This is a genomic window from Mesorhizobium sp. M1143, from assembly GCF_040318435.1.
Classification (GTDB): Bacteria; Pseudomonadota; Alphaproteobacteria; order Rhizobiales; family Rhizobiaceae; genus Mesorhizobium.
This window is the reverse complement of sequence record NZ_JAMYMJ010000064.1, coordinates 1-24,539: the sequence shown is the minus strand read 5'-3', so window position 1 is coordinate 24,539 and position 24,539 is coordinate 1. Positions and strand designations below refer to the sequence as shown.

Sequence of the window (24,539 nt, the reverse complement as noted above, 5' to 3'; positions counted from 1 at the left end):
ATCGCCGCCGTCAGCGACGTCTTGCCATGATCGACGTGGCCAATCGTGCCAATGTTCACATGAGGCTTGTTACGCTCGAATTTACCTTTTGCCATGTGATGTCTCCAATCTGCTCGCCCGTACGGGCCTTGAATTAAGTTACCGATGCAACCCGTTCAGGTTACGCGTATTTCTTCTGGACTTCCTGGGCGACCGCGGTCGGCACAGGCTCATAGTGATCGAACTGCATCGTGTAGGCCGCGCGGCCCTGGCTCATCGAGCGCAGGTTGTCGACGTACTTGAACATGTTGGCCAGCGGCACCATCGCGTTAATGACGACAGCCACGCCGCGAGCTTCCTGGCCCTGGATCTGGCCACGACGGCCGTTCAGGTCGCCGATGACGCTGCCGACGTAGTCTTCCGGGGTCACGACTTCGACCTTCATAATCGGCTCGAGCAGCTGCACGCCAAGCTTGGGTGCGGCTTCACGGAAGCAGGCGCGGCCGGCGATTTCGAACGCCAGGACGCTGGAGTCCACATCGTGGTAAGCGCCGTCGATAAGCGTCGCCTTGACGCCGATCATCGGGAAGCCAGCGAACGGACCCGACGACATGACACTGTTGATGCCCTTTTCGACACCCGGGATGTATTCCTTGGGAACCGCACCGCCGACGATCTTGGTCTCGAACTCGAACTCCGAGCTTTCCGGGTTCGGTTCGAACACGATCTTGACGCGAGCGAACTGACCGGTACCGCCGGTCTGCTTCTTGTGGGTGTAGTCCTGCTCGTGCCTGCGGGTGATGGTCTCGCGGTAAGCCACCTGCGGCGCGCCGACATTGGCCTCAACCTTGAACTCGCGACGCATGCGGTCGACGATGATGTCGAGGTGAAGTTCGCCCATGCCCGAAATGATGGTCTGGCCGCTTTCCTCGTCGGTCTTGACACGGAAGGACGGATCCTCGGCAGCCAGGCGGTGAAGGGCGAGGCCCATCTTTTCCTGGTCGTTCTTGGTCTTCGGCTCGATGGCGATCTGGATGACCGGATCGGGGAATTCCATGCGCTCGAGGATGACCGGGTGCAGCGGATCGCTGAGCGTGTCGCCGGTGGTCGTGTCCTTGAGGCCAGCCAGAGCAACGATGTCGCCGGCAAAGGCTTCTTCGACGTCGGCGCGCGAATTCGCATGCATCTGCAGCATGCGGCCGATGCGCTCTTTCTTGCCCTTGACGGTGTTATCGACCGAGATGCCCTTGGTCAGCTTGCCCGAATAGATGCGGGCAAAGGTCAGCGAACCGACGAACGGGTCGTTCATGATCTTGAAGGCCAGCATCGACAGCGGCTCATTGTCGTCGGCATGACGCTCGATCTCGGCGTCGGTCTTGGCGTCGACGCCCTTGATGGCGGGAACATCGGCCGGCGACGGCAGATATTCGACGACGGCGTCGAGCAGCGGCTGCACGCCCTTGTTCTTGAAGGCCGAGCCACAGAACATCGGGTAGAACTTGACCGCGATGGTGCCCTTGCGGATCAGCGCGCGGATCTCGTCATTCGACGGCATCTTGCCTTCGAGGTAATTCTCGAGGGCCGTCTCGTCCATTTCGACGGCGGCTTCAATCATCTTCTCGCGGTATTCTTCGGCCCGGGCCTGAAGGTCGGCAGGGATCTCAACGACGTCCCAGGCAGCGCCCAGCGTCTCATCGCGCCAGACCAGCGCGTTCATCTCGACGAGATCGACGACACCCTTGAACTCGGTCTCGGCGCCGATCGGCAGCTGCATGACGACGGCATGCGCACCAAGACGCGAGCCGATCATCTCGACCGAGCGGTAGAAGTCGGCGCCGATCTTGTCCATCTTGTTGCAGAAGATCATGCGCGGAACTTTATACTTGTCGGCCTGGCGCCAGACGGTTTCCGTCTGCGGCTCAACACCGGCATTGGCATCGAGCAGCGCAATGGCGCCGTCGAGCACGCGCAGCGAACGCTCGACTTCGATGGTGAAGTCGACGTGTCCGGGAGTGTCGATGATGTTGAAGCGGTACATCTTGCCGCTGCGACCCTTCCAGAAGGTCGTGGTGGCGGCGGACGTGATGGTGATGCCGCGTTCCTGCTCCTGCTCCATCCAATCCATGGTGGCAGCGCCGTCGTGGACTTCGCCGATCTTGTGCGACTTGCCCGTGTAATAGAGGACGCGCTCGGTGGTCGTCGTCTTGCCGGCGTCAATATGCGCCATGATACCGAAATTGCGGTAGTCTTCGATTTTGTATTCGCGGGCCATCGTGGATGCCTTCTCAGTCTCGTTCGCGCTTTACCAGCGGTAGTGCGCGAAAGCGCGGTTGGCTTCTGCCATCTTGTGGGTGTCTTCACGCTTCTTCACGGCGGTGCCGCGGTTATTGGCCGCGTCCATCAGCTCGCCGGAGAGGCGGTCGACCATGGTGGTCTCGTTGCGGTTGCGCGCAGCTGCAATCAGCCAGCGGATCGCCAGGGCCTGGCGGCGCTCGGGGCGCACATCGACCGGAACCTGGTAGGTAGCGCCGCCGACGCGGCGCGACCGGACTTCCACATGCGGCGCGACATTGTCGAGCGCCTGATGGAAGACGGTGACCGGCTCCTGCTTGGTCTTCGACTGAACCTGGTCGAGCGCACCGTAGACGATGGTCTCGGCAACCGACTTCTTGCCGTCATACATGACGGCGTTCATGAACTTGGTGACGATCAGATCGCCGAACTTCGGGTCCGGATTGATCTCACGCTTTTCTGCACTGTGACGACGCGACATGGCTTTTGTCTCTCAATCTCGTAGCCCGACGCATTCAAGCAGCGCCAGGGCCGGAAAATCTTACTTCGGACGCTTGGCGCCGTACTTCGAACGGCGCTGCTTGCGGTTCTTCACGCCCTGCGTGTCGAGCACGCCGCGGATGATGTGGTAGCGCACGCCCGGAAGATCCTTGACGCGGCCGCCGCGGATCATGACCACGGAGTGTTCCTGAAGGTTGTGGCCTTCGCCGGGGATGTAGCCGATCACTTCAAAGCCGTTGGTCAGGCGGATCTTGGCCACCTTGCGCAGTGCCGAGTTCGGCTTCTTCGGCGTCGTTGTATAGACGCGCGTGCAGACGCCCCGCTTCTGCGGGTTCTGCTGCATGGCCGGGACCTTGTTGCGCTTCACCGGCGCAATGCGCGGCTTGCGGATCAGCTGGTTGACGGTAGGCATTAAACCCTCTTGTCTCTCAATTCCGTGTCTCGCCCGGTCAGGGCCGCTCAAAGCGCCAATTCCATACGCAAATTCGGGCCATAAACCGCGCCTCGCGGTCCTGCCCGAACAAAATGCAGAGGAAGCGGGAACCGCTTCATGCGCGCCGGAAATGTCTTTTCGCTCGTAAAACGAACCCTGTTTGAGGCAAACTCCAAAGCGTGTCGCTTCGGAAGGGAGAGCCTCACATCGGTTCTGACTGGGCGGCTTCTACTCGCAAGACCGTGAACCGTCAACCCCGGCGCGCCAAATATTGCGCGCTGACCACGGCTTGGCAGCCATGCGAAAAACGCATGTAATTTTCTTTCTTCATTTTGCAAGGCAAAGGAAGAAAGTGACCGGGCAGACAAGAAAGTGACCGGCTTTTGGCTGTCATGCGCGGGTTCTTCATGGCAAAAGGCGCCATGGACAGCCCAAAAGCCCTCGCCCGCCCCCGTCTCAAGAGGAATCAGCCCGTGAACGACAATGAGGAGCGCCCGGTCACCATCGTCACCGGCCGGGTCTGGAAAAAGAAGGGCGGCAAGCCGGAAGGCGTCCATGTGATGCTGGTTGCGCCCGACGACGATTCGGCCGTGCGCCGGGTGCTCGAATCGCTTGCGGCCGAAGGCTATGCCGAGGTCGAGCTCGACCAGATCGGCGATATGGACGGCGAACCCGACGAGGAGCCGCATCTGTCAGCCTTTCAGGGTGCGCTCGAAGGCGAAGTGTCGATCGTTACCTTCGAGGTTCCGCTCTGAGCGTGGCCGGCTGCTTGCGCCTGTCACCGCGCCGGCTTGCCCGGCACCGGTTCTCTGCTAAGAACCGAGCGACTTAACCAGCCAAATTCGAATCCGCGGAGTTCCCATGCCCTCGAACAATGGTCCCATCAAGCTCGGCATCGTCGGCGTCGGCAAGATCGTGCGCGACCAGCATCTGCCGGCAGTGGCCAAGGATGCGGACTACCGCCTCATCGCCGCCGCCAGCCGGCACGGCAAGGTGGACGGCATCCCGAATTTTCCGACCATTGAGGCGATGCTCGACGCGGTGCCGGAACTCGAGGCCGTGTCGCTGTGCATGCCGCCGCAGTTCCGCTACGACGCGGCACGCACGGCGCTGATTGCGAAGAAGCATGTTTTCCTGGAGAAGCCGCCGGGCGCCACTGTCAGTGAGGTCGAGGACCTGAAGCGGCTGGCGGCAGCCAATGGCGTCTCACTGTTCGCCAGCTGGCATTCGCGCTACGCGCCGGCGGTGGAAGCCGCGCGTGCCTTCCTGGCGTCGGCCAAGGTCAACTCGGCCGCCATCCTCTGGAAGGAAGATGTCCGCCGCTGGCATCCGAACCAGGATTGGATCTGGGCGCCGGGCGGCTTCGGTGTCTTCGATCCCGGCATCAACGCACTGTCGATCGCAACCCACATCCTGCCGGCGATGTTCATCACCTCGGCCGTCCTCGACTTCCCGGAAAACCGCGCCTCGCCTGTGGCGGCCCACGTGACCTTCCGTACCTCGGATGGGTTGCCGGTGACCATGGAGCTCGACTGGCTGCAGACGGGACTACAGAGCTGGGACATCCTGGCCGACACCGACAAGGGCAAGATGGTGCTGTCCGGCGGCGGCACCAAGCTCGCCATCGACGGCAAGGTGGTTCACGACGAGCCGGAAGCCGAATATCCCCAGCTTTACCGGCGCTTCGCTGAAATCGTACCCGCCGGCGTCTCCGATGTCGATTTGGCACCCCTGCAGCACGTGGCCGACGCCTTCATGCTCGGCAAGCGCAATGTGGTGGAAGCGTTCTTCGATTGAGCGATGAGTTCTGCCGGACCGCAGTCCGGACACTCATCATGCAGCCTTACTCGACGATCGCAATCGCAAACCCGTCATAGCCTTTGGCGCCGACGGTCTGGATGGCGGTGCCGTCCAGGCGCTTGTCGCCGCCGATGAAGGAAAACGCACCGCGTGCGCCTTCGACATACGCGTCACGGCCATCGTCGTTGAGCACGGTGCCGTCGCGGATGACGTTGTCGCAGATGATGACCGTCCCCGGCCGCGACAGGCGCATGGCCCATGACAGATAATTCGGGTTGTTCGGCTTGTCCGCGTCGATGAAGATCAGATCGAACGGACCGGCATTTTCGGCAGCCAGCGTCTCAAGCGACTGAAGCGCGGGGCCGATCCTGAGCTCGACCTTGTCCGGCACCCCTGCCCGCTCGAGATTCGAGTGCGCGACTTTTGCATGATGCGGCTCGAGTTCGAGCGTCACGATCTTGCCGCCGACGGGCAATCCCCTTGCCATCCAGATGGTCGAGTAGCCGCCAAGCGTGCCGATCTCCAGCACCTTCCTGGCGCCGCTGATGCGGACCAGCAGCGACAGCAGCTTGCCCTGCGCCGGCGATACGTCGATGGCCGGCAGGCCCTGGTCGCGGTTGGCCGCAAGCACCGCTTCGAGGATGGGATCTGCTTCGAAGAGAGAGGAAACGATGTAGTCGTCGACGTCAGTCCAAACCTTCTTGCTCATGTTTTCCTCGATTCGATTGGGGGTCAAAACGCGAAAAGGGGCCACTGGGGCCCCCTTCCTTCTTCTCGTCCTACCGCGCTTACTGCGCGGCGTTGACCATGTCGGTCAGCATCGGCTCGGCGACCTCGACACCGGAGGCCTTGCGGCGCTCGTCGATGATCAGTTCGTCGCGCGAGGTGGCGATGCGCCGGATCTGGCTCATCGTGCCGCCGGTACCGGCCGGGATCAGCCGGCCGACGATGACGTTTTCCTTCAGGCCCTGCAGCATGTCGGTCTTGCCGGCAACCGCAGCTTCGGTCAGCACCCTGGTCGTCTCCTGGAAGGAGGCGGCCGAGATGAAGGAAGGCGTCTGCAGCGAGGCCTTGGTTATGCCCAGCAGCACTGGCTGGCCTTCGGCCGGCTTCTTGCCGTCCTCGACCAGGCGCTCGTTGACCTCTTCCAGTTCGATCACGTCGACGTGGTCGCCCGGAATGTAGGTCGAGTCGCCCTGCACCGTGATCTCGACCTTCTGCAGCATCTGGCGAACGATCACCTCGATATGCTTGTCGTTGATCGACACGCCCTGCAGACGGTAGACTTCCTGGATTTCGTTCACGAGGTAGGAAGCAAGTGCTTCCACGCCCTTGATCGCCAGGATGTCGTGCGGCGCCGGATTGCCGTCGAGGATGTAGTCGCCCTTCTCGATGACGTCGCCGTCCTGGAGATGGAACGGCTTGCCCTTCGGGATCAGGTATTCGACCGGCTCAAGCGTCGAGTCATGCGGCTCGATGATGATGCGGCGCTTGTTCTTGTAGTCGCGGCCGAAGCGGATCGTGCCATCGATCTCGGCGATAATGGCGTGATCCTTCGGACGACGTGCCTCGAACAGTTCGGCAACACGCGGCAGACCGCCGGTGATGTCCTTGGTCTTGGCGCTTTCCATTGGGATACGCGCCAAAACGTCGCCGGGACGAACCTGCGAACCCGGCTCGACCGAAAGAATGGCCTCTACCGAGAGCAGGAAGCGGGCGTCGCCGCCCTTCGACAGCTTGCCGACCTTGCCCTTGGGGTCAAGGATGGCGATCGCCGGCTTGAGGTCGTTGCCGCGTGGCGTCGAGCGCCAGTCGATAACCTCGCGCTTGGTGATGCCGGTCGATTCGTCGGCCGTTTCCTGAACGGAAATGCCGTCGACCAGATCCTCGTACGACACCTTGCCCTCGATTTCAGTGAGGACGGGGCGGGTATAGGGATCCCATTCGGCGATACGCTGGCCGCGCTTCACCTTGTCGCCATCGTCCACGAAGATGCGCGAACCATAGGTAAGGCGATGCGAGGCACGCTCCTTGCCGGCTTCGTCGAGGATCAGCACCGCCATGTTGCGGCCCATGACCATCTGCTGGCCGTCCGAGTTGCGCACCACGTTGCGGTTGCGGATCTCGACCTTGCCCTCATACGAGGCTTCAAGGAACGAGCTGTCCACCACCTGCGCCGTACCGCCCATGTGGAAGGTACGCATGGTGAGCTGGGTCCCCGGCTCGCCGATCGACTGCGCCGCGATAACGCCGACGGCTTCGCCCTGGTTGACCGGGGTGCCGCGGGCAAGATCGCGTCCGTAGCAGACCGCACAGACGCCGATCCTGACCTCGCAGGTCAGTGCCGAGCGAATGCGGACCGACTGCACGCCGGCCTTTTCGATCTTTTCCACGTCACGTTCGTCCATCAGCGTTCCGGCCTTGACCAGAACCTCACCCGAAACCGGATGCGTGATGTCGTCGAGCGAGGTGCGGCCCAGCACGCGCTGGCCGACCGAAGCGACGACCTGACCGGCATCGACGATCGGCTGCATGGTGAGGCCCTTGTCGGTGCCGCAATCCACGGAGTTGACGATGCAGTCCTGCGCCACGTCGACCAGACGACGGGTGAGGTAGCCCGAGTTCGCCGTCTTCAAGGCGGTGTCGGCCAGACCCTTGCGGGCGCCGTGGGTCGAGTTGAAGTACTCGAGCACGGTCAGGCCTTCCTTGAAGTTCGAGATGATCGGCGTCTCGATGATTTCACCCGAGGGCTTTGCCATCAGGCCGCGCATGCCGGCGAGCTGACGCATCTGGGTGGGCGAACCACGCGCACCCGAATGCGACATCATGTAGATCGAGTTCATCGGCTTTTGACGGCCACTGTCCTCGAACTCGACGGCCTTGATGCGGGCCATCATCTCGTCGGCGACCTTTTCCGAGCACTTCGCCCAGGCGTCGACGACCTTGTTGTACTTCTCGCCCTGCGTGATCAGGCCGTCATTGTACTGCTGCTCGTATTCCTTGGCCAAAGCCTCGGTGTCGGAAACCAGCTTGATCTTGGCGTCCGGGATCAGCATGTCGTCCTTGCCGAACGAAATGCCGGCGCGGCAGGCGTGGCTGAAGCCGAGGGCCATGATGCGGTCGCAGAAAATGACCGTCTCCTTCTGACCGCAGTGGCGGTAGACGGTGTCGATCATCTTGGAGATGTTCTTCTTGGTCATCTCCTGGTTGGCCGTCTCGTAAGGCACATTGACGTTCTTCGGCAGCAGCTCGCCGATGATCATGCGGCCAGGCGTGGTGTCGTAGATTTTCGACACGACCTTGCCTTCGGCGTCGACCGTGCGGAAACGACCCTTGATCTTGGAGTGCAGCGTCACCGCCTTGGTCTCGAGCGCGTGCTGGAGTTCGCCCATGTCGGCAAACACCATGCCTTCGCCCGGCTCGTTCTGATTGACGATCGAGAGATAGTAGAGACCCAGGACCATGTCCTGCGAAGGCACGATGATCGGCGCGCCGGAAGCCGGGTGCAGGATGTTGTTGGTCGACATCATCAGCACGCGGGCTTCAAGCTGCGCTTCCAACGAGAGCGGCACGTGAACGGCCATCTGGTCGCCGTCGAAGTCGGCGTTGAAGGCCGTGCAGACCAGCGGATGCAGCTGGATCGCCTTGCCTTCGATCAGGATCGGCTCGAACGCCTGGATGCCGAGGCGGTGCAGCGTCGGTGCACGGTTCAAGAGCACCGGATGCTCGCGGATGACCTCGTCGAGGATATCCCAGACTTCCGGACGCTCCTTCTCGACCAGCTTCTTGGCCTGCTTGACGGTCGAGGAGAACCCCTTGGCGTCGAGGCGGGCGTAGATGAACGGCTTGAACAGTTCGAGCGCCATCTTCTTCGGCAGGCCGCACTGGTGCAGCTTGAGCTCCGGACCGGTGACGATGACCGAACGGCCCGAATAGTCGACGCGCTTGCCGAGCAGGTTCTGGCGGAACCGGCCCTGCTTGCCCTTCAACATGTCGGACAGCGACTTCAGCGGACGCTTGTTGGCGCCGGTGATGACGCGGCCGCGACGGCCGTTGTCGAACAGCGCATCGACGGCTTCCTGCAGCATGCGCTTTTCATTGCGCACGATGATGCCGGGGGCGCGCAGCTCGATCAGCCGCTTCAGACGGTTGTTGCGGTTGATGACGCGGCGATAGAGATCGTTCAGGTCGGACGTCGCGAAACGTCCACCATCCAGAGGAACCAGCGGGCGCAGGTCCGGCGGGATCACCGGAACCACCTTCATGATCATCCATTCCGGACGGTTGCCGGACTCCATGAAGTTCTCGACGACCTTGAGCCGCTTCAGATACTTCTTCTGCTTCAGCTCGGACGTGGTCGAAGCCAGTTCCGAACGCAGATCGCCGGCGATCTTCTCCAGGTCCATGCCGGCCAGAAGGTCATGAATGGCCTCGGCGCCGATCATGGCGGTGAACGAATCCTCGCCATATTCGTCGACGGCGATCATGTACTCTTCCTCGCTGAGCAGCTGGTGCTCCTTCAGCGCGGTGAGGCCAGGCTCGGTGACGATGTAGTTCTCGAAGTAGAGGACGCGCTCGATGTCCTTCAGGGTCATGTCGAGCAGCGTGCCGATGCGCGACGGCAGCGACTTCAGGAACCAGATGTGAGCGACAGGTGCCGCCAGCTCGATGTGGCCCATGCGCTCGCGGCGAACGCGCGACAGCGTGACTTCGACGCCGCACTTTTCGCAGATGACGCCCTTGTACTTCATGCGCTTGTACTTGCCGCACAGGCATTCATAGTCCTTGATCGGGCCAAAAATGCGCGCGCAGAACAGACCGTCACGCTCCGGCTTGAAGGTGCGGTAGTTGATGGTCTCCGGCTTCTTGATCTCGCCGAACGACCAGGACAGAATCTTCTCAGGGCTGGCGAGCGATATCCGGATGGAATCGAACACCTGCGCCGGCGCCTGCGGATTGAAGAGATTCATGACCTCTTGGTTCATGCCGTTCTCCTTTTCGGGGTCCTCGAAAACCCCTTGCATCTAACGCGGGCCAAATGCCCGCTGAGTGGTCGGCCCACTGGCCGTAGAATTTGTTGCATCCGGTCGCGGCGTTACGCGCCCGGATGTCTTGCTTACTCGGCCGCGCCCCTATTCGGCAGCATCTGGCAGCCGGACAGGGTTGTCGTCGAGCTTGGTGTTCTCCAGCTCGACATTGAGGCCGAGAGACCGCATTTCCTTGACGAGCACGTTGAAGCTCTCGGGAATGCCGGCCTCGAACGTGTCGTCGCCGCGCACGATCGCCTCGTAGACCTTGGTGCGGCCGGCGACATCGTCCGACTTCACCGTCAGCATTTCCTGCAGCGTGTAGGCGGCGCCATAGGCCTCCAGCGCCCAGACCTCCATTTCGCCGAAGCGCTGGCCACCGAACTGCGCCTTGCCGCCCAGCGGCTGCTGGGTAACGAGCGAGTACGGACCGATCGAACGCGCGTGGATCTTGTCGTCCACCAGGTGGTGAAGCTTGAGCATATAGATATAGCCCATCGTCACCTTGCGATCGAACGGCTCGCCGGTGCGTCCGTCATAGAGCTGCGACTGACCGCTGGTGTGCAGGCCCGCCTGCTCCAGCATGATGTTGATGTCGACTTCATGCGCGCCGTCGAACACCGGTGTCGCGATGGAGACGCCGCGGCGCATCTGCTCGCTGAGGCGAACGATGCTCTCGTCGTCATATTCGCGGACCGGCTCGTTGCGGTCGTTGGCCGGGATGAAGCTCTCGAGCGTCTTGCGCAACGGCTTGATGTCTCCAGCCGTCTTGTAGGCGTCGATAAGCTCGCCGATCTTCTTGCCCATGCCCGCGCATGCCCAGCCCAGATGCGTTTCCAGGATCTGGCCGACATTCATGCGGCTCGGCACACCAAGCGGGTTGAGCACGATATCGGCATGCGTGCCGTCCTCGAGGAAAGGCATGTCCTCGACCGGAACGATCCGCGACACGACACCCTTGTTGCCGTGACGTCCCGCCATCTTGTCGCCCGGCTGCATCTTGCGCTTCACGGCCACGAAGACCTTCACCATCTTCATGACGCCCGGAGGCATTTCGTCGCCGCGCTGGACCTTCTCGACCTTGTCCATGAAGCGCTGCTCGAGCGCCTTCTTGGAATCGTCGTACTGGCCACGCAGGGCTTCCAGTTCGCTCTGGAGCTTTTCGTTCTCCACCGCAAACTGCCACCACTGCGAACGCGGATACTCGTCAAGCGTGTCCTTCGACAGCTTCGAGCCCTTCTTGAAGCCCTTCGGCCCGGCAATCGCTTCCTTGCCGACGAGAACGTCGGAAAGGCGCGAATAGACGTTGCGGTCGAGGATCGCCTGCTCGTCGTCGCGGTCCTTGGCGAGGCGTTCGATCTCCTCGCGTTCGATCGCCATGGCGCGCTCGTCCTTCTCGACGCCGTGGCGGTTGAAGACGCGCACTTCGACGACTGTGCCGAAGGTGCCCGGAGGCATGCGCATCGAGGTGTCGCGAACGTCCGACGCCTTTTCACCGAAGATGGCGCGCAGGAGCTTTTCTTCCGGCGTCATCGGGCTTTCGCCCTTCGGCGTGATCTTGCCGACCAGGATGTCGCCCGGCTGCACTTCCGCGCCGATATAGACGATGCCGGCTTCGTCGAGGTTCTTCAGCGCTTCTTCCGAAACGTTCGGAATGTCGCGCGTGATTTCCTCCGGTCCAAGCTTGGTGTCGCGGGCCATGACCTCGAATTCCTCGATGTGGATCGAGGTGAAGACGTCGTCGGCCACGATGCGCTCGGAGAGCAGGATCGAGTCCTCGTAGTTGTAGCCGTTCCACGGCATGAACGCGACCAGCACGTTGCGGCCGAGCGCCAGATCGCCGAGCTCGGTCGACGGACCGTCGGCGATGATGTCGCCCTTGTTGACGCGGTCGCCCATGCGCACCAGCGGACGCTGGTTGATGCAGGTGTTCTGGTTCGAACGCTGGAACTTCATCAGCCGGTAGATGTCGACGCCCGACTTGCCGGGATCGAGATCTTCCGTGGCGCGGATGACGATACGCGTCGCGTCCACCTGGTCGACGATGCCGCCGCGGCGGGCGCCGATGGCGGCGCCCGAGTCACGGGCAACGATCGGCTCCATGCCGGTGCCTACGAACGGCGCTTCGGCGCGCACCAGCGGCACGGCCTGACGCTGCATGTTGGAGCCCATCAGCGCGCGGTTGGCGTCGTCGTTCTCGAGGAACGGGATCAGCGCCGCAGCCACGGACACCATCTGCTTGGGCGACACGTCCATCAGATCGACGTTTTCGCGCGGCGCCATCATCACTTCGCCGGCGCTGCGGCAAATGACGAATTCGTCGACGAAACCACCATTCTTGTCGAGCTCGGCATTGGCCTGCGCAACGTGGTGCTTGGACTCTTCCATAGCGGAGAGATAGACGACCTCATTGGTCAGCTTGCCGTTGACGATCTTGCGGTACGGGCTTTCGATGAAGCCGTACTTGTTGACGCGCGCGAAGGTCGCCAGCGAGTTGATCAGACCGATGTTCGGGCCTTCCGGCGTCTCGATCGGGCAGATGCGGCCGTAATGCGTCGGGTGCACGTCGCGCACTTCGAAGCCGGCGCGCTCGCGGGTCAGACCGCCCGGGCCAAGTGCCGACAGGCGGCGCTTGTGGGTGATCTCCGACAGCGGGTTGGTCTGATCCATGAACTGCGACAGCTGCGAGGAACCGAAGAACTCGCGCACGGCGGCAGCCGCCGGCTTGGCGTTGATCAGGTCCTGCGGCATCACCGTATCGATCTCGATCGAGGACATACGTTCCTTGATCGCGCGCTCCATGCGCAGCAGGCCGACGCGGTATTGGTTCTCCATCAGCTCGCCGACAGAACGCACGCGGCGGTTGCCGAGATTGTCGATGTCGTCGATCTCGCCCTTGCCGTCGCGCAGCTCGACCAGCGTCTTGACCACGGCCAGGATGTCGTCCTTGCGCAGCACGCGCACGGTATCCTCAGCCTTGAGCTCGAGGCGCATGTTCATCTTGACGCGGCCGACGGCCGACAGGTCGTAGCGCTCCGAGTCGAAGAACAGCGAGTTGAACATGGCTTCGGCGGTTTCAAGCGTCGGCGGCTCGCCCGGGCGCATGACACGGTAGATGTCGAACAGTGCGTCCTGGCGGCTCTCGTTCTTGTCGACGTTGAGCGTATTGCGGATGTAGGCGCCGACATTGACGTGGTCGATGTCGAGAACCTTGATCTCGCTTTCGCCCGTGCCGAGCAGCACCTTCAGCGTCTTTTCATCGATCTCGTCGCCGGCTTCGAGGAAAATCTCGCCGGTGCCGTAGTTGACGATGTCCTCGGCCAGGTAGTTGCCGAGCAGATCCTCGTCGGTCGCCTTGATCGCCTTCAGACCCTTTTCGCCAAGTGCTCTTGCCTGGCGGGCGGTGATCTTCTTGCCGGCCTCGACGACAACTTCGCCGGTATCGGCATCGACGAGGTCGCCAACGGCCTTCAGGCCGCGGAAACGCTCGACGTTGAACGGGATGCGCCAGTGGTCACCGGCGCGCTTGTAGGTGATCTTGTTGTAGAAGGTCGACAGGATTTCTTCGCCGTCCATGCCGAGCGCCATCAAGAGCGACGTCACCGGAATCTTGCGGCGGCGGTCGATGCGGGCGTGCACGACGTCCTTGGAATCGAACTCGATGTCGAGCCACGAACCGCGATAGGGAATGACGCGCGCCGCAAACAAAAGCTTGCCCGAGGAGTGCGACTTGCCCTTGTCATGGTCGAAGAAGACGCCCGGCGAACGGTGCATCTGCGAGACGATGACGCGCTCCGTGCCATTGACGATGAAGGTGCCGTTGAGCGTCATGAGCGGCATGTCGCCCATATAGACGTCCTGCTCCTTGATGTCCTTGATCGACTTTGCGCCGGTATCCTCGTCGATATCGAACACGATGAGGCGCAGCGTCACCTTGAGTGGCGCGGCATAGGTCAGGTCGCGCTGACGGCATTCGTCAACGTCGAATTTCGGTCCTTCGAACTCGTACTTCACGAACTCCAGCATCGAGGAGCCGGAGAAATCGGAGATCGGGAAAACCGACTTGAAAACGGCCTGCAGCCCCTCGTCCGGACGCCCACCCTTGGGCTCCGCCACCATCAGGAACTGGTCATAGGATGCTTTTTGAACCTCGATCAGGTTCGGCATCTCCGCAACTTCCGGAATCTTTCCGAAGAACTTGCGTACGCGTCTGCGGCCATTGAAAGTCTGGGTCTGGGCCATCGTCGCTCCTTAGCTATAAACTCGGGGCGAGCCTCGCCGCGGCTCACCTTGCATGCGCGGCCACCTCGGCGGCGGCCCCTGATCTGTTTCCCGCCGCCTGGCGGCGACGGCTAAAACGGGAGAAAACCCGTTTCCTGAAGGCCGGTTTCGGCCCTCAGGAAAGAGGTTCTCGTACATCTCGCGCTACGCATCCTCCCCTCTGATGAAGGGAGTGGCGGACGGCGCGAGGCCGCCCGCCGCTTTTACGCTTACTTCAGGTCGACCTTGGCGCCGGCTGCTTCCAGCTGGGCCTTGAACTTCTCAGCGTCAGCCTTGGAAACGGCTTCCTTGACCGGCTTCGGAGCTGCTTCGACCAGATCCTTGGCTTCCTTGAGGCCCAGGCCGGTGATGGCGCGGACTTCCTTGATGACGTTGATCTTCTGAGCGCCTGCCTCGGTGAGGACGACGTCGAATTCCGTCTTTTCCTCAGCCGGAGCAGCAGCAGCGGCAGCGCCGCCGGCAGCGGCAACCGCCACCGGAGCAGCAGCCGAAACGCCCCACTTTTCTTCCAGAAGCTTCGACAACTCGGCCGCCTCGAGGACGGTCAGCTTCGAAAGGTCGTCTACGATCTTTGCCAGATCAGCCATTGTTGTATTCCTTCATCAGGTTCGAACGTGTGTTTGTGATAGCGAGGAACGGCCTCATGCCGCCTCGTCCTTCCGGGCGTAAGCGCCGATGACGCGCGCGACCGAAGCCGCTGGCGCATTGACGATCTGGGCGATCCGGGTTGCCGGCGTGGCGATCATGCCAACCAGCCTGGCGCGCAGCTCATCGAGCGACGGAAGTGTGGCGAGTGCCTTCACACCGTCGGCGTTGAGCGAGGTGGTGCCCATTGCGCCGCCGAGAATGACCAACTTGTCATTTCCCTTGGCGAAATCGGACGCGACCTTCGGCGCCGCAATCGGATCCTCCGAATAAGCGATCAGCGTCTGTCCCTTGAACAGGTCGATGATCGATGCGGAGTCCGTGCCCTGAAGAGCGATTTTGGCGAGACGGTTCTTCGCGACTTTGACGGTGCCACCGGCAGCGCGCATTTTCGACCGAAGGTCGTTCATTTGCGCGACGGTGATACCGGCGTAGTGGGCCACGACGACTGAACCAGCGCCTGCAAAAGCACCATTCAGGCCCGTGACGAGTTCGCGTTTTTCCGCTCTGTCCACTGCCTATCTCCAGTTGACCCCTGCCCCGCTAGTGGGACAGGCGTCGGGTTGCCTTTTTGCCGGCCGGGCCATCCATTACAGATCTCCCGAACGACGCTCGAGGATCCTGCCCCCTTTCGCCACATCGACGGCAAGCCGGAGATGCGCAGACAAAAGGCAAACACGGTTCGAACCTTTCATTGGAGCTTGTCGCTCCGTTGTCCGGTTTTCACCCGTCTCATGCAGGCCCAATTCAATTAAGGCTTCTGGGCCGCCTGCAATCTCGGACAGGATGTCCGGAAGCCTCTCGACTTCCGGTACCGGGCCGCCGACAAGTCGGAGGCCCGGAATTCACTTGCGGATCAGCGCCTTGGCAGCCGATCCAGATGTTCGTATCAAGACGCTGCGAGCGTCGAGACGTCGAGCTTGAGGCCCGGGCCCATCGTCGAGGTGACCGACACCTTCTTGACGTAGTTGCCCTTGGCGCCAGCCGGCTTTGCCTTGGTCACGGCATCGGCGAAGGCGCGGACGTTTTCTTCCAGCGCCTTGACGTCGAACGAGACCTTGCCGACGCCGGCATGAACGATGCCGGCCTTCTCGACGCGGAACTCGACAGCGCCGCCCTTCGATGCCTTGACGGCGGCGGCGACGTCGGTGGTGACGGTGCCGACCTTCGGGTTCGGCATCATGCCGCGCGGGCCGAGCACCTTGCCCAGACGGCCGACCAGCGGCATCATGTCCGGCGTGGCGATGCAGCGATCGAAGTCGATCGTGCCCTTCTGGACGATGTCGACCAGATCCTCGGCACCGACGATGTCGGCGCCGGCGGCGCGAGCCTCATCGGCCTTGCCGCCACGTGCGAACACGGCGACGCGGACAGAGCGGCCGGTGCCGTTCGGCAGGTTGACCACGCCGCGGACCATCTGGTCGGCATGGCGCGGGTCGACGCCGAGGTTCATCGCAACTTCGATGGTCTCGTCGAACTTCACCGTCGAACGGTCCTTGAGCAGCTTCAGCGCCTCACCAAGGGCATAGGCCTTGTTGGGGTCGATGCCGTCGCGGGACTTCGATACACGCTTTGCAATCTTTGCCATGATCTCAGCCCACCACTTCCAGACCCATCGAGCGGGCGGAGCCCTCGACCATGCGCATGGCCGCCTCGACGTCGTTTGCGTTCAGATCCTTCATCTTCTGTTCGGCAATGGCGCGCACCTTGTCGCGACCGATCGTGCCGGCCTTGATCTTGCCCGGCTCTTTCGAACCCGAAGTCAAGTTCGCCGCCTTTTTCAGGAAGTAGCTCACCGGCGGCGTCTTCATGACGAAGGTGAAGGACTTGTCCTGGTAATAGGTGATGACGACCGGGATCGGCGATCCCTTTTCCATTTCCTGGGTCTGCGCGTTGAACGCCTTGCAGAATTCCATGATGTTGATGCCGCGCTGACCAAGTGCCGGGCCGATCGGCGGAGACGGCGTAGCCGATCCCGCTTTGACCTGGAGCTTGAGCTGGCCTGCAATTTTCTTAGCCATCTCTTTCCTGCCTTTATCTCATGCCGGCCCCAGTATCGGGAACACCGGCGGTTGCAGTCTGGTGGTGCGGTCCGCGCGGCCGGCTAAAGCCGCATTCGCCTCCCACCCGTTCATGGCCGCGCGCTTTCCGCGCCGCCTCCCCTTGCCGGCGAACCGGCGCAGGGTTTTCGGATCAGCCCTTTTCGACCTGTCCGAATTCCAGATCGACCGGCACGGCGCGCCCGAAGATCGAAACTTCCACCTTGAGCCGCGCCCGCTCCTCGTCCACTTCCTGGACGAAACCGTTGAACGAGGCGAACGGACCATCCGAAACGCGGATCGCCTCGCCGATCTCGAAAGTGACCGAGGGCTTCGGCCGCTCGACGCCTTCCTGAACCTGGTTCAGGATGCGCTGCGCCTCGGCTTCGGTGATCGGCACCGGCTTGGAGTCACCGAGGAAGCCGGTGACCTTCGGCGTGTTCTTGACCAGCGAGAACACCGCATCGGTCAGATTGGCCTTGAGCAGCACATAGCCCGGAAAGAACTTGCGCTCGGCATCGACCTTGCGGCCGCGGCGGATTTCGACGACCTTCTCGGTCGGCACCACGATCTGCTCGATATCGGCGGACAGGCCCTTCTGCTTGGCCTTGTTCTCAATGTCCTCGGCGACCTTCTTTTCGAAGTTCGAATAGGCGTGGACGATGTACCAGCGCGCGGTCATTTCAAGACTTCTCCGTAATCGCCGGACTTAATGGCCGAGGCTTAGTAACCGCTCGATCGCGTAGCCCATGGCCACGTCGGCGGTGAAGAAAAAGATCATCGCGATGACCGCGAATACGAGCACCATCACCGTCGAGATCATCGTCTCCCGGCGCGACGGCCAAGTCACCTTGGCGGTCTCCGCGCGGACCTGCTGGAGAAAGACGAAAGGATTTGTGGTTTTCGAAGCCATATGCCGCTCTGTCTTCAAGACCCGTTGGCCGGGTCTCCTGGATGATCCCGCTGGCCGGGACGTGCCGCCTGGGTTCAAGTCGGCGCCGAATCAGCGCCATTTCGCCCATGCAAATCGGACGCGTAAAGCCGGCTTCCCAGCTCCACGCGTCGCGTGTCTGTTGTGTCTACATAAAACCGATTCTTGATCCACGCAAGTGGCAAGTGTCCGCTTTATGACCAAACGCCGCCTCGGAACCATCCAGTCGTCCCGTCCCGGCTATCGGGGCCTTATGCCTCAGTTCGCCCAATATGGCAAGCCACCTGCCGTTTTTCAATGCCGGACCCCATTCCGGAGGATGCATCCGGAAGATCAGGCACGTGATTACAAGTTCGAGGAAATGGCGTTGAGGTCGAACCTGCGACCTGCTGTTTTGGAAACCAAATGAAGCGCACGCAAGATTGGAATCCAGCTGCCCATGCCGAGGCAGCTGGATCAACCCAAGGTTAGCTCAGGCGCAGGCGAGTTCGACCCCGGCCACTGCGCCGATTCCGCGTGGTGGGCGTGGGCGCGGCGCGATCACTGCCGGGCACGGGGGCGGGTCGTCGTCATCGTCGGGGCCGAAAGAACGGCCACTATGCCGCCAAGCTTTGAGAACGCTGCGGCGCGAGGAGGGTCGCCAAGGCAGCACCCGGCCTGAAGTCTCTTTCCCCAGCGTGGGTTTCTCATCCAGAGCCTTCAACGCCCTCAGAATCTGGTCGACAGGGATTACCGTGCCGTTGTCCAGGCGGCGCAAGGCAGGCTGGTTTTCCACCGCGCAGGCATCGGACGCCCACGAGGAAAGCAGTGCCCGCTTTTCTCCACGACTGAGGCGTGGATGGTTGATGACGTTGTCTGGATTGTCGAGCAGGCACAAAGAAGTTTCAATTTTGCCCGAGCGTGCCGCAGAAAGTGTCGGTGTCTCGTAGAAGTTGTCCATCTCCATTCTCCGCAATCTGGGCCTCCCGGCCGAAGCCGGGAGGCGGACCGCAGGGATAACTGAATCGGTACGATTAGGCCGCTTTGCGGGTGCGTTCCGTATCCTGGGCGATCTGCTTGCCGCCCACCTGAGCGTCGCCGGCCCCGATGCTGATGCGGCGCGGCTTCAGCTCTTCGGGAATCTCACGGACGATGTCGATGGTCAGGAGACCCTTCTCAAGGTTTGCTGCCTTGATCTTCATGTGGTCGGCAAGCTTGAACGTCTGCCTGAAACTGCGGTAGGCGATGCCCTGGTGCAGCAGCTGGCGTCCGCTCTGGTCATCAACCTTCTGGCCTACCACGACCAGTTCGGGTCCATGCTGGGTCAGCTCAACCTCATCCTGGCTGAAGCCTGCGATGGCCATCGAGATACGGTAATCGTTCTCGTCGACCTTCTCGATGTTATAGGGCGGCCAGTCCGGACGCGTGCCGCTGTCGAGCATGTCAAAAAGCCGGTCGAAACCGACGGTGGTCCGATAGAGAGTATCAAAGGTTCTCATAGCCACATCCTCCTTGAAGCAACATGGGTACAAGGGCGCCGCCCAGCAGCGCCGCCTTTTGCCAAGCCAATCGGCCTCGGCGGGAAACGAATTAGGAAGGGCCGAAAACGGGTTCAAGAGCCCTGTTCAGAAAATTTCAGAAGCCAGGCCAGCATCCCGCTTCCAATAATTCGCAGCCGCTGAAAAGCGGCCGGCGGCAGCAAAATAGGCCTATTCTGAATTGTGAACGCAAATGGCAATTGGCTCGCCAATGGCAGTTGAATCAAGGAAATCGGTTCGTGGAAATACGCCGACTTCGGCATTGCGCATCAGCGCTCTCGCTCTGCGCATGCCTTCGGAACGTCCCTCGTCGAGTACGCGGCTTCAGCCCAACCAAACGAGGAGCCAAAACAAGGCGTTTCTAAAATGCCGGATTCCAACGAGGAAAATGGCACGGGCAGCAGGGCTCGAACCTACGACCTGCGGTTTTGGAGACCGCCGCTCTACCAACTGAGCTATGCCCGTACGCGCGTTTCAGCGCAGGCGCTTCCTAAAAGCTTCCGGGCGCGCTGTAAAGAGTTGTCTGACGCGCTTTCAGATCCTTTGCCGGAAATCCGGATAGGTGATGACCAGCCCGTCCCTGCCGATCTCGATTTTTCGCCTGCCTGAAGCCGCATGCCGGCGCTCAGCCCCCGGCCGGAGGCTTGTACGGTCCGCCCGGCACACCCCAGCCCCAGGCCGGCATCGGTTCCGTCTGCGGGTCGCAGGTCTCGCCGAGGGTGGAGTTCATCTTGGCCAGCCGCGATCCCCACTCGACATAGCCGATGAAGGCGGAGCGGAATTCGGGATCGTCCGGCAGCCCGACCGCATCGGCTGCATCGGCAAGCAGGCTGATCCAGCGGCGGCGCTGTTCCTCCGTCAAATGCTTGCCGAGATGATGCATGACCATCTCGCGGTGACCGCCAAATTTCTCGCTGTAGGTCTTCGGCCCGCCAAAAACCTCGCCGATAAAGGCCGCGACATGCGCGGGATGATCCGGCGACATGTGTTTGAACACCGGGCCGACCACCGGGTCGCGGGACACCTTGTCGTAAAAGGTTTCCGTCAGCCGATTGAGGGCTTCGATGCCGCCGGCCCATTCGTAGAGTGTCGGGATATCCTGGCTCATTCTCGATCCTCCCCCGGGCGACGCCTGCCACGACGATAGCGGAGAAATCGGGCATGGCTCAACCTGCCTCGATGGCCAGTTTCTGCGATGCCTACAGTTTGGCGGGCGACTCGGCCTTGGCTGTCGGCGGAAGCAAACAGTTGTCGGGCTTGGGTGAGGTTTTGCAAATAGCGGGGCCAGTTAGCGCCTCCACCGACTCCGGCCCGGTTGTCAGCCCGACTTTGAGCATCATGTCGGGCTCGAGCTGACGCTCGACCGAGCCTATCGCGGCGAACAGAGCTGGGTCCATCTCCATCTCCTCCAGGTAGGCTTTAACCAACTGCGTCTGTCCCCTCGAGGACATGCTGAGCCTCGCCTTGGGATCGACCAGCCTTTTGGCGCCGGCGGCAAGCATGAGCGCGCAGGCCGAATCGCACTCCACTCCAAAATCGCTAATCAGCCCGACATAGGCACCGTTATCGGCCAAGCAGCCTGCCTCGGGCGGGTCGCAGCCGACGATAGTGGTGCGAGCGACGGCGACGTCGAGCTTCCGTTCATGGATAAGCCTTCCCGCGGCCAGAGCGCTGAACAGGCTGCCCCCCTGTGAGCTGATCACCACCGGCAGCCGCCGGTTGCCAAGGGTGTCGAGCAACTGGCGCAACTTTTGCGGGGTCTGAGGCGTCATCGCGCCTTCCGCCGAGATCCATTCCGGGCAATCGGGATTGCAGAGCGAGTCTCTGCCGCGAACGACAACGAAGCGCATATCTGGCGTCGAATTCCCTGGCGCTGCCTGCAACGGCTTGGGAGCTGGAGCCTTGGCCGCCTGAGAAAGTGGGGGGCCGGTCTTTGCCTTGATCGCAGCCACCACGGCCGGCTTGGCAACAACCGTTTGCACGCCGGCTGGCTTGTTTGCCGGTATCTCCCGGCAATTCGGAGCCGGCGGGTCGAACATGCACAGACTTGCTCTGGTAAACAGCTCAAGAGTGTCCGTGCTGGTCGCCAGTTTCATCGTCAGCATATCGTGGAGGCTGATCTGCCTGATGTCGCTCGCCGGCGTCGCCTTCATCAAGTCCAGCACGCCCTGCCCGATACCCATCTCTCGGAGATAGGCCGAGATCTTTCTCGTGTACCCTTTACTCATCTCATAGGTCTTGTAGCTTTCACCCGGAGTGACGGTTTGCGTGGTGACCCGATATTTTTTTCCCCGTTTGACGCGATAGGTGGTCCGGTAGTGCGTGGTGGAGGGGAACCAGGTGGTCGTGATCTGGTGAACACCCAGATAGTTCCAGCCGCCGGCCACGCGGCGGACGCCACCGGCAAACATCAGCGGACAGGCGGAGTTGCAGCTGGCGCCATCAGACGCCCGGCCGAGATAGGCGGAACCTTTGCCGTAACTAAAACCACAACCATCCGTCCCGGGCCAACAGTCGGAAAACTCGGTCTTGCCTACGGCGATATCGAGCTTGTTCTTGCGGATTATCCGGCCAAGTTCGAGCGCTGCATTGACGTTGCCGCCAAAGGAATTGACGACAATCGGCAGTTTGCGGCTGCCGAGCTTCTTCAAGGTCCGCTTGAGCAGGGCTGGCGTGCCGGCTGCGATGTCGCCTTCGGCGGAGATCCATTCCGGACAATTGGGCTCGCAGCCCGGTGCGCTGCTGCGCGTGACGACAAACTGCATCTCCGAGCGATCGTCGGTCCATATCGTCGGATCGGTCGGATAGAGCACTCCCTGCAGAGGGAGCAATGTCTGCCATGTCCCGGGGGCGGCATCCTCGGCCTTCGCGGCGAAGGCAGCCATCGCCATCGCGGCCACCGTCGCCAGCCGAACCAGCCCGCGCCGCCACCTTGCAGCATTGTCTGAACGGTGTCCCCAAACCACGCCCGGCAAACCCCTCAATGCAATCCATAATAGTTGCGGCGACGGTGCTTGCAATAGCTTTGACCAACCGTGCAATACTTGTGCCGCGCAACGCCGGAAACAAAAAGGCAGCCCCAAAGACCGCCCTCTCCTGGTCGATCCGGCTGACACCGGCTCGACTATTTCTCGATGGTGATGACGACGCCGGCACGACGGTGCGGCCGCCTTCACGGAAGGCGAAGCAAGGCTTCTCTTCCATGACGATAGGCGCGATCAGCCATTGGACGACGGCACCACGCGGCAATTCTCAGGTTTCGGCGCCGATCTGCAGATGCTGGAACCCGTCAGCGCATCCACCGACTGGCGCCCGGTCGTCAGGCCAACCTTCAGCATCATGTCGGGTTCGAGCTGGCGCTCGACCGAACTGCCCTGGAGCGCCCTGAACAAAGCGGGGCTGATCGCCATCTCGTCGAGGTAGGACTTGACCGCCTGCTTCTGCCCCATCAGATAGAGGCTGAGCCGCGCCTGGGTACCGACAAGCCGCCTGGCGCCACCGGCCAGCATGAGCGCGCAGGCCGAATCGCAGTCGCCGTCGCCATCGACGCTCAGCCCGGCATAGGCGCCTTCCCTGGCCAGGCAATTCCACTCTGCCGGGTCGCAGCCGACGAAATCGGTGCGGGCAACGGCAACGTCGAGCTTCTTTTCATGGATGATCCGGCCCGCCGCCAGGGCGCCGGAGAGGTCGCCGCCTCGCGAGCTGATCACCACCGGCAGCCGCCGGTTGCCAAGCGTGGCGAGCAATTGGCTGAGTTTCTGCGGCGTCTGGGGCGTAATCGCGCCTTGCGCTGCAATCCATTCCGGGCAGTCGGGATTGCAGAGCGGGTTGCTGCCGCGAACCACGACAAAGCGCATGCCGTCATCGTGCGGCGCGCTCTCCGGCTTCACCGGCAGCGGCGCAGCCTTTGCCACGTCCGGCAGGCCGCCGGCTGGCTTGTTCGCCGGTATTTCCCGGCAATTCGGAGCCGGAAGGTTCAGCCTGCACAGGCTTGCGCTGGTCAGCAAATCTGCAGCGTCGTCGCTGGTGACCAGCTTCATTGTCAGCATGTCGCTGAGGTCGATCTGCTGGATGTCGCTGGCCGGCGTGCTCTTCATCGTCTCGATGATGCTGAGGTCGACACCCATCTCCTTGAAATAGGCGGACAGCTTGCGCTCCACCCCCTTGCTCATCTCGTAGGTCTTGTAGCTGCCGGTGTTCTTGCGGCTGACGACCTTCTTGCTGATGACCCGCTTCTTGCCTTTCACGATCCGGTAGCGGACCTGATATTGCACGTTCATCTGCACGATCGTGGTCGTGATCTGGTGGACGCCGAGATAGGCCAGCGGCCCGACCAGGCGCCTGGTGCCGCCGGCCAGCATCATTGGACAAGCGGACGCGCAATAGCTGCCGAGCACATAGGGGCTGCCGATATAGTGCGCGCCTCTGGCGTCGTTCTCCTTGCAGTTTTTCATCCCCGGCTCGCAGCCGACGAACCAGGTCCTGCCGACCGCGATGTCGAGCTTGTTCTTGCGTATCATCCGGCCCATGGCGATGGCCGCATCGACATCGCCGCCCGGAGAGTTGATGACGATCGGCAATTTGCGGCCGCCGAGCGTTTTCAGGGCAGCCTTGAGCAGCGCCGGCGACTTGGCCGATATGGCACCCTCGGCCGATATCCATTCCGGACAGGTCGGCTCACAGCCCGCCGCGCCGCTGCGCACGACGACGAACCGCATCGGCGGATCCGGATCCGGCTCTGAATTTTTTGTCTCGGCCGCGAAGGCGGCGCTGCCCACGGCAAGCATCGACACCAGGCAGATCAGCCCCAGTGCCAACCATGGCCGACTATGCAAACGGTGCTGTGGAACCATCCGACCAAGCCCTCAACGCAATCTATACTGTAGAGGCTCACAGACTTGCAACAGAGATTGGGACCCCAAATAGGCACATCTAGCCAACGAAAAAGGGCGGCCCGAGGGCCGCCCCTATCCGTTTCGATCCGGCGATGCCGGGCTCGATTACTCTTTGATGGTGACGACGATGCCGGCACCGACGGTGCGGCCGCCTTCACGGATGGCGAAGCGCAGCTTCTCTTCCATGGCGATCGGCACG

21 protein-coding genes and 1 tRNA gene are annotated in these 24,539 nt (G+C 61.9%); 2 read left to right on the top strand and 20 right to left on the bottom strand.

The genetic code is table 11. The annotated features are described in order from the left end of the window. The 4 genes from NKH35_RS27760 to rpsL form a co-directional block, all read right to left on the bottom strand. Window positions 1-95: GTP-binding protein (locus NKH35_RS27760; protein ID WP_131922527.1), on the bottom strand; the 95-nt coding region annotated here is incomplete at its 3' end. 65 nt (window positions 96-160) lie between these two features. Continuing rightward, a complete protein-coding gene (gene fusA, locus NKH35_RS27755) occupies window positions 161-2,251 on the bottom strand; it encodes an elongation factor G (RefSeq protein ID WP_023667430.1) in 2,091 nt (696 codons plus the stop codon). Between the two features lie 30 nt (window positions 2,252-2,281). Further along, complete coding sequence (rpsG, locus tag NKH35_RS27750) at window positions 2,282-2,752, bottom strand: 30S ribosomal protein S7 (RefSeq protein ID WP_008875664.1); 471 nt, start codon at window positions 2,750-2,752, stop codon at window positions 2,282-2,284. A gap of 60 nt (window positions 2,753-2,812) precedes the next feature. Next, entirely contained in the window at window positions 2,813-3,184 is a 372-nt protein-coding gene (gene rpsL, locus NKH35_RS27745) for a 30S ribosomal protein S12 (RefSeq protein WP_006333356.1), read from the bottom strand. A 494-nt stretch (window positions 3,185-3,678) separates the two neighbouring features. Here rpsL and NKH35_RS27740 point away from each other — a divergent pair, with 494 nt between their 5' ends. Both NKH35_RS27740 and NKH35_RS27735 read left to right on the top strand, forming a co-directional pair. Next, a complete protein-coding gene (locus tag NKH35_RS27740; RefSeq protein ID WP_023686022.1) occupies window positions 3,679-3,960 on the top strand; it encodes a hypothetical protein in 282 nt (93 codons plus the stop codon). A gap of 106 nt (window positions 3,961-4,066) precedes the next feature. Next, a complete protein-coding gene (locus NKH35_RS27735; RefSeq protein WP_023734058.1) occupies window positions 4,067-5,002 on the top strand; it encodes a Gfo/Idh/MocA family protein in 936 nt (311 codons plus the stop codon). Between the two features lie 46 nt (window positions 5,003-5,048). On the opposite strand, the gene NKH35_RS27730 is transcribed toward NKH35_RS27735, so the two are convergent. The 16 genes from NKH35_RS27730 to NKH35_RS27655 form a co-directional block, all read right to left on the bottom strand. Next, window positions 5,049-5,714, bottom strand: coding sequence for an O-methyltransferase (locus NKH35_RS27730; protein WP_023667433.1), 666 nt, complete (start codon window positions 5,712-5,714; stop codon window positions 5,049-5,051). 79 nt (window positions 5,715-5,793) lie between these two features. Then, window positions 5,794-9,990 (bottom strand): DNA-directed RNA polymerase subunit beta', encoded by a 4,197-nt coding sequence (gene rpoC, locus NKH35_RS27725; RefSeq protein WP_023667434.1) that lies wholly within the window; start codon window positions 9,988-9,990, stop codon window positions 5,794-5,796. Between the two features lie 147 nt (window positions 9,991-10,137). Further along, a complete protein-coding gene (gene rpoB, locus NKH35_RS27720) occupies window positions 10,138-14,274 on the bottom strand; it encodes a DNA-directed RNA polymerase subunit beta (protein WP_023686024.1) in 4,137 nt (1,378 codons plus the stop codon). 248 nt (window positions 14,275-14,522) lie between these two features. Continuing rightward, window positions 14,523-14,900, bottom strand: coding sequence for a 50S ribosomal protein L7/L12 (gene rplL / locus NKH35_RS27715; RefSeq protein ID WP_023667436.1), 378 nt, complete (start codon window positions 14,898-14,900; stop codon window positions 14,523-14,525). A gap of 54 nt (window positions 14,901-14,954) precedes the next feature. Continuing rightward, window positions 14,955-15,473 carry a 50S ribosomal protein L10 gene (gene rplJ / locus NKH35_RS27710; protein WP_023667437.1) on the bottom strand — a complete coding sequence of 173 codons (519 nt, stop codon included), beginning with the start codon at window positions 15,471-15,473 and terminating at the stop codon, window positions 14,955-14,957. A gap of 374 nt (window positions 15,474-15,847) precedes the next feature. Further along, a complete protein-coding gene (gene rplA / locus NKH35_RS27705; RefSeq protein WP_023667438.1) occupies window positions 15,848-16,546 on the bottom strand; it encodes a 50S ribosomal protein L1 in 699 nt (232 codons plus the stop codon). Window positions 16,547-16,550: 4 nt separating this feature from the next. Further along, window positions 16,551-16,979, bottom strand: coding sequence for a 50S ribosomal protein L11 (gene rplK / locus NKH35_RS27700; RefSeq protein ID WP_006333334.1), 429 nt, complete (start codon window positions 16,977-16,979; stop codon window positions 16,551-16,553). A gap of 172 nt (window positions 16,980-17,151) precedes the next feature. Further along, a complete protein-coding gene (gene nusG / locus NKH35_RS27695) occupies window positions 17,152-17,679 on the bottom strand; it encodes a transcription termination/antitermination protein NusG (RefSeq protein ID WP_006333333.1) in 528 nt (175 codons plus the stop codon). A 27-nt stretch (window positions 17,680-17,706) separates the two neighbouring features. Continuing rightward, complete coding sequence (gene secE, locus NKH35_RS27690; protein ID WP_023667439.1) at window positions 17,707-17,910, bottom strand: preprotein translocase subunit SecE; 204 nt, start codon at window positions 17,908-17,910, stop codon at window positions 17,707-17,709. A 490-nt stretch (window positions 17,911-18,400) separates the two neighbouring features. Beyond that, complete coding sequence (locus NKH35_RS27685) at window positions 18,401-18,868, bottom strand: hypothetical protein (RefSeq protein WP_023725782.1); 468 nt, start codon at window positions 18,866-18,868, stop codon at window positions 18,401-18,403. Between the two features lie 73 nt (window positions 18,869-18,941). After that, entirely contained in the window at window positions 18,942-19,406 is a 465-nt protein-coding gene (locus NKH35_RS27680; protein ID WP_352917058.1) for an Hsp20 family protein, read from the bottom strand. A gap of 428 nt (window positions 19,407-19,834) precedes the next feature. Then, window positions 19,835-19,910: transfer RNA gene (locus NKH35_RS27675), tRNA-Trp, on the bottom strand. Between the two features lie 160 nt (window positions 19,911-20,070). Beyond that, on the bottom strand, window positions 20,071-20,553 hold the full coding sequence (locus NKH35_RS27670; RefSeq protein ID WP_023713032.1) for a group II truncated hemoglobin: 483 nt from the start codon (window positions 20,551-20,553) through the stop codon (window positions 20,071-20,073). A gap of 91 nt (window positions 20,554-20,644) precedes the next feature. After that, complete coding sequence (locus NKH35_RS27665; protein ID WP_352917057.1) at window positions 20,645-22,336, bottom strand: COG3904 family protein; 1,692 nt, start codon at window positions 22,334-22,336, stop codon at window positions 20,645-20,647. 327 nt (window positions 22,337-22,663) lie between these two features. Continuing rightward, window positions 22,664-24,163: a COG3904 family protein gene (locus tag NKH35_RS27660; RefSeq protein WP_348524408.1), complete on the bottom strand. Its 1,500-nt coding sequence runs from the start codon at window positions 24,161-24,163 to the stop codon at window positions 22,664-22,666. Between the two features lie 282 nt (window positions 24,164-24,445). Next, window positions 24,446-24,539: EF-Tu C-terminal domain-related protein (locus tag NKH35_RS27655; RefSeq protein WP_476738618.1), on the bottom strand; the 94-nt coding region annotated here is incomplete at its 5' end.